Annotated in this window: 7 protein-coding genes; 6 read left to right on the top strand and 1 reads right to left on the bottom strand. The window is 59.1% G+C overall.

What is annotated here, in order from left to right:
• The 5 genes from ACX3OW_RS21580 to ACX3OW_RS21560 form a co-directional block, all read left to right on the top strand.
• The coding region (locus tag ACX3OW_RS21580; RefSeq protein WP_459097847.1) for a lipocalin family protein at positions 1-656 on the top strand (656 nt) is incomplete at its 5' end.
• A gap of 147 nt (positions 657-803) precedes the next feature.
• Positions 804-1,091, top strand: coding sequence for a PRC-barrel domain-containing protein (locus ACX3OW_RS21575; protein ID WP_459097846.1), 288 nt, complete (start codon positions 804-806; stop codon positions 1,089-1,091).
• A gap of 49 nt (positions 1,092-1,140) precedes the next feature.
• Positions 1,141-1,281 carry a hypothetical protein gene (locus ACX3OW_RS21570; protein ID WP_459097845.1) on the top strand — a complete coding sequence of 47 codons (141 nt, stop codon included), beginning with the start codon at positions 1,141-1,143 and terminating at the stop codon, positions 1,279-1,281.
• Between the two features lie 348 nt (positions 1,282-1,629).
• Positions 1,630-2,073, top strand: a complete 444-nt coding sequence (locus ACX3OW_RS21565; protein WP_459097844.1) for a PPC domain-containing DNA-binding protein — start codon at positions 1,630-1,632, stop codon at positions 2,071-2,073.
• 356 nt (positions 2,074-2,429) lie between these two features.
• Entirely contained in the window at positions 2,430-2,654 is a 225-nt protein-coding gene (locus tag ACX3OW_RS21560; protein WP_459097843.1) for a hypothetical protein, read from the top strand.
• A 73-nt stretch (positions 2,655-2,727) separates the two neighbouring features.
• Here the strand turns inward: ACX3OW_RS21560 and ACX3OW_RS21555 are convergent, their stop codons facing one another.
• Positions 2,728-3,204 carry a hypothetical protein gene (locus ACX3OW_RS21555; protein ID WP_459097842.1) on the bottom strand — a complete coding sequence of 159 codons (477 nt, stop codon included), beginning with the start codon at positions 3,202-3,204 and terminating at the stop codon, positions 2,728-2,730.
• A gap of 386 nt (positions 3,205-3,590) precedes the next feature.
• Between ACX3OW_RS21555 and ACX3OW_RS21550 the strand changes: the two genes are divergently transcribed.
• Positions 3,591-3,871: N-formylglutamate amidohydrolase (locus tag ACX3OW_RS21550; RefSeq protein WP_459097848.1), on the top strand; the 281-nt coding region annotated here is incomplete at its 3' end.

Raw genomic sequence — 3,871 nt, 5'->3', positions numbered from 1 at the left:
AGAGCTTGCTGCAAAGCACGTCCATTGCGGTCGATGGCCTGAATGGGCTGATACCTGCCTGGCGGCGCCTTGGGACGCAGCGGCAGAGCCTCCTCTCGGAACCTCAGTGGTGGGGTCGCGTTTCGATGGCTCAATGGAGACCTGAAATGACCGATGTGACCGCTGTTCCCAATGTTGATCTCACCCGCTATCTGGGGCGCTGGTATGAAATCTGCCGTCTTCCCCTGAAATGGGAGGACGAGACCGCGACCGACATCACTGCCAACTATTCGCTCAACGACGCAGGAAACGTTCGGGTCCACAATCGCTGCTTCGACGCCGAAGGAAAACCGTCGCAATCAATCGGTGAGGCATCTCCGGTCGATGAGACCAACGCCCGCCTAAAGGTCACCTTCCTCCCCGAATATGTTCGCTGGATCCCGTTTACGGATGGCGACTATTGGGTTCTTAAGCTCGACCCGGACTACAAAACGGCCCTTGCGGGCACGCCCGACCGCAAGAATCTCTGGGTTCTGTCGCGTGACCCTACCCTCTCAGATGCGGCGTTGCGGGAACACCTGGATGAGGCCCGCGCTCAAGGCTTCGACCTAGATGAGCTGATCACCCCGCAGCACACGGGTCGCGAGGTGACTGACGCAATGGTCTACGAGGAGTAGTTCCGATCAAGCCGCCAGCTTGGCGTCGATCAGCATGAATGCAGAATATATTGGAGAGTCCAGGGTTGCATCACATAGGCAAAATTTGAATCGGAACAGTTCGTGTCGCTCGGGGGTTGCACCTGCACAACCAACAGGAGACCGATCATGGATCACACCGGACACGTTCGACTGACCCAAGCTGAGCTCACCCCCGCAGTGCTCGAAGGCGCGACCATCTACGGCGCGGATGACCACAAGGTCGGCAAAGTTGACCACGTGCATGGCACCGGCTCGGTGATCATTGATGTTGGCGGATTCCTCGGGATGGGCGCCAAACCTGTTTCCGTCCCACTGGGCGACCTCTCGTTCATGCGCGATGGAAAAGGCGAGGTTCATGCCGTGACCACCTGGACCAAGGATCAGCTCAAGGCAATGCCTGAGCACCACGACTAACCTGGAAGCCCGGCCAAGCGCCGGGCTTTCCACTTGACTGGAGCTAGCCATGCCAAAAAATGAAACCAAACCTGCCCCGCTCGAAACTGAGCCGGGAAAGCAACAAGATGACAACATAGATGATCTCGGGCGAAAGCAGGACGGCTCCAAACAAGAGCAGCCTGGACGCACCAAGCCATCCAAAACCTAAACCAGCCTATCCGTTCACTTTAGGCCGCTTGCAATCGACACGCCCCACATGCTTGCGCGCTTCTGACGCTGGCAATCTCCGGCCCCTTGTCGGCCGCATCAGCCATTTCGAGGACGCCGGCAACGTTGGTCTTAAGTGCGCCTAGCGATGCCCAGGCTAAATGGCGGCGACCCTCGTTTTGGAGCGGAGCACCATCGGCGGTAAGACTTCTGCAGCCATGCGATCAGGTGGGGCGCTGGCACGAAAATCGGAACCGACGGATCATCCAATGTGTTTGGGGGTGGGTAGGGGCGATCCATCTGTTCTCGTGCTCCTGACCCAGAACTATGGCCCGCGGAGAGAAACCCCATGCAGAGCAAGCTCATCCACAATGCAGACGGACAGCAAACCTACGCCATCATTCTTTCGACCGGCGACGAAGTGACCGCCTGCCTGACCGCCTTTGCCAGGGAGGCTGGGCTCCAAGCCGCGAGTTTCAAAGCAATCGGCGCCTTCAAGCGCGCAACCCTTGCTTTCTTCGATTGGGAGGCAAAGGTCTATCTTCCTATCGAGGTGAATGAGCAGGTCGAAGTCGCATCTCTGACCGGCGACATTGCCATCGGGCCCGAAGGGCAGCCGGCATTGCATATTCACGCGGTGCTCGGTCGTAGGGACGGCAGCGCCGTGGCCGGGCACCTTCAAACTGCTGAGGTCCGCCCGACGCTGGAAGTGATCCTAACGGAATCACCTGAATACCTTCGGAAGAAACTCGATCCCGATGTGGGTCTCGCGTTGATTAAACCTAATCTCTAGCGCCGCTGCTAGACCGTGTGCGGTCCAACCTGAAGACTTTTGGGCGGCAAGCAGCACGCGGCTGCCAAGACGCCTATCTCTGGTGCCCACGGAACCAAAACGCGGCCCCGAGCCGTCCGGCCAGTCCAAGCACCCAAAGTCCGCTATCTCGACATCTGCGAGGCGATTTCGATGAGGTTCAGTTTACCGAATGGGTGAAGCAGTCCAGCAAGCTTCCCGCCGAAAAACTGTGACGCTGATAGGTCGGCGCCCACCTAGTACGCCAGCTCTCGGTTAACACCGTCGTCCAGCGTCTGATAACGCTTTGCTGGACTCACCTTTCGTTCTACCGCACTCTGCGCCTGCAGGAGGCCAGAATGCAGGACGAACATATCGTGCGTGACCTTCAGGTCGTGGACGGCGGTCAGACCATCAAGGCGACCTATTTCATTGAAGCCGGAACGATCCACGCTCGCATTGAGGGGCGTAGCCTCGTGCTACCGGTGGGCGCCGATACCTCCGAAGACACGGTTCGACGCCTGGTGCTTGGACAAATTCAGACGAGACACTGGCGCGAACGCTTGGCCGAGCGTCGGCACTAGCAGGACTGAGGAACAAGCAAGAGGCCCATGAACTGGATGCTCCATGGACCTCTCGCGGTTAGACTAGCGCGGGTTAAGCGCGGTCATCGACATAGACGATGACCGATCCATCGGCATTGCTCTTCACGGCAACAACGTCCTCCGCGCTATGGCCTTCGGCTTCGAGCTTGGCTTTGATGGCTGCATTCGCTTCGATGTTCGAGTGCAGCGTCGCGACCGCTTCAGCGTTGGCGGCCACGGCCGCATCAAGCGCGGCAGCTTCCGTGTCGGCATTGCCCTGCAGCGAGGACAGCAGAATAATGGTGATGCTGGCTTCATCGGCCACAGTGGACAGGTCGACATCGGCCGAACCTGCAATGGAGGAGGCCACCGAGCCGTAGGTGTCATCCCCGGCATTCGCACTCACATCGACGCCAACTTGAGCGTCGACGGCCGGCGTTTCGACGGTTACGCCCGCTCCGGCTCCGGCACCAGCATCCTGAGCGAAGCTGGGCAGAGCGATCGAAGCCAGAAAGGCGGCGGCCGTCGTTAGGATCAGGGTGTTCTTCATTTTCATCTCCGTAGTGGTTTGCCCCCACTAGCGCCTGAAGAACGACGCGAGCCCCCGATGGTTGCGAATTAGAATTCGGGGACCATCCACGGAATGAGCACCGCAACACCAGATCAGCCGACCTCTAAAGTCCACTCACCCGTTTAGCTCCGCATCTACAAGCCAGATGGCAGACCGGCCAGTCGGACGATCTGATGGGCCTACTCCAAGTATAAAACACGAGCCCGCGCTCGGTGTTGCTGGTTGCTGGTCCGGCATCATTTAGTCGATTGCGGAGCCGTTCAGCCGATCTGGGAACCGCCATGGCTACCAATCCGTTGGCGCTACACTGTCCTCACCGGGGGTAGGCCAAAGCAAAGCGTCCAATGATCCAGACTGTTGCTAACATGTGCCCAATCGAGGATGAGCTCTATCCCCGCGTCTCCGATACCGCTTTGTGGTCTTTGGAGCGCGGTGCTTCGCCAATTGTGGGCACGGCCATCCATAACGGGCATCGATTGCGCGACGACGTGGGGGCGGCAATGGCGCTTGATGAGGCCGGTCGGCTGCGCGAGGAAGACCCGTTCACCGAATTCGTTATCCGAGACGTGCCGAACCGGGTGGTGTTCCACCGCTCGCGCTTTGAGATCGATCTTAACCGCGACCGGGATGGTGCGGTCTATGTCAC

The organism is Devosia sp. A449 (genome assembly GCF_054489375.1).
This window is presented reverse-complemented; position numbering and strand designations above follow the sequence as displayed.